This window comes from Brevibacterium senegalense (assembly GCF_000285835.1).
Taxonomy (GTDB): Bacteria; Actinomycetota; Actinomycetes; order Actinomycetales; family Brevibacteriaceae; genus Brevibacterium; species Brevibacterium senegalense.
This window is the reverse complement of the sequence record NZ_HE978609.1, coordinates 127,492-129,202: the sequence shown is the minus strand read 5'-3', so window position 1 is coordinate 129,202 and position 1,711 is coordinate 127,492. Positions and strand designations below refer to the sequence as shown.

The following is a 1,711-nucleotide window of genomic DNA, read 5'->3' as shown; positions in this document are numbered from 1 at the left end:
GGGATCATAGAGCTCGGCCGTCGTATCGCTCGCGGGTTCCGGAACTTCGACCACTACAGACTCCGCATGCTCCTGATCGCCGGAGGGCTGGATGCCTCACCCCACACTCAGCTCTGAAGAGCCTCCAAAGCCTCCAGCGACAGCGCCTCAGTCGTCATCGACGACCTCGTCGCCCACCCGACGATGCGGCGGCTATACCCGTCGATGACGAACGCCGTGTACACGAACCCACACGAGGTCCGCACGTAGGTGATGTCAGCGACCCACAGACGATTCGGCGCCGGAGCTTTGAAGTCCCGCATCACTAAATCCGGACGCTGATCGGGTATCGGAGCTTGCATCGTGGTGCGCGGATTCCGGCCGCGCACGACTCCGGTCACGCCAGCCATACGCATCAGTCGGGCTGTCTGGTCCCGGCCGACGTCCCATCCGGCTCGGTGCATCGCGTGCCACATCTTCCGCACCCCGTAGACACCGTAGTTCGCGGCGTGGATCCGTTTGACCTCCTCGACGAGGAGACCATCGCGGAGGGTGCGGGCTGCGGGCGTCCGGGACTTCGCTGCCCGGTAGCCACGGGAGGTGATGAACCCACGTGCCGTCGCGCCCAGGACGCGACAGATGAACTCGACCCCGAAACGACCCCGGAACGTGTCGATGAACCGGATCATTTCGTCGTGGGACGGTCGAGTTCCGCGGCGAAAAACGCTGACGCGGTCTTAAGGATTTCGTTCGCGCGTTTGAGCTCCTTGACCTCGCGGCGCAACCGCTTGAGTTCCTCGAGGTCCGCACTCGTAGGACCTTCTTCGACACCGGCGTCACGGCGAGCTTGTCTCGACCATCCCCGCAACGTGTGCGGGGAGATCCCGAGCTTCTCGCCAGTCGCAGTGGCAGCGCCCCAGACCGAGGTCTCTTCGACCCTGCGGTGGTCGTCCATCATTCGTAGTGCCCGCTCCTTGAACTGGCTCTTCCGGTTTCAGAGTGCGTGACGCGGTCCCTGAGTGCCGGGTGTCGGTGATGAATGAGGGGCGGGCCTTGGGCGAAGATGGAAATTCCTCAAGATCCCCCACACCCAAGGCCCTGCCGTGCAATCTACCTCTCCCGTCGCGCCGTGTCCCGTCGCTGATGTCATCTGCCGCACCCTCGAACTCGGCATCCACATCACCGGCGCCCGGATCACCGATGAGGACGTCACCGTCATCGAAGCCGCACCACGAGAACCCTTCGGCTTCTGCCCCGATTGCGGTGCTGAAGGCCGGTTGCGGGATCACGTCATCCGCAAGCTCACGGACGTTCCCATCACCGGCCACCCGACCCGTCTGCACGTGCGTCTACCGCGCTACCAGTGCGTACTTGCCGGCTGCCGGCGCACGATCTTCCAGCACCACCTCGACGCCGCTGAGCCAGGGGCGAAGACCACGAAACGCGCCACGACCTGGATCCTGAAACGCCTCGTCCGCGATCAGATGAGCATCTCAGCGATCAGTCGGGCACTCGGGTTGGGGTGGGATCTCGTCAACCAGTTGGCGACCACTGCTGCGAAGTCTCTGGTGTACGCGGACCCCATGCATCTGGCAGGAGTCCGTGTCCTGGGCATCGATGAGCACTGCTGGAAGCACGTGCGCGGACAAGGAGACGATTCCTTCGCGACGATCTTCGTGGACCTGACTCCACTCATCGACGGGACTGGTCGAGCACGTCTGCTGGATGTGAA

1 protein-coding gene and 1 pseudogene are annotated in these 1,711 nt (G+C 63.8%); one reads left to right on the top strand and one right to left on the bottom strand.

What is annotated here, in order from left to right:
* Positions 1–122 precede the first annotated feature (122 nt).
* Positions 123–937, bottom strand: a pseudogene (locus HGBR_RS18330) (IS3 family transposase); the annotation flags it as partial.
* A 145-nt stretch (positions 938–1,082) separates the two neighbouring features.
* On the opposite strand from HGBR_RS18330, the gene HGBR_RS20280 reads away from it, so the two are divergent.
* Positions 1,083–1,711: transposase family protein (locus tag HGBR_RS20280; protein WP_019160093.1), on the top strand; the 629-nt coding region annotated here is incomplete at its 3' end.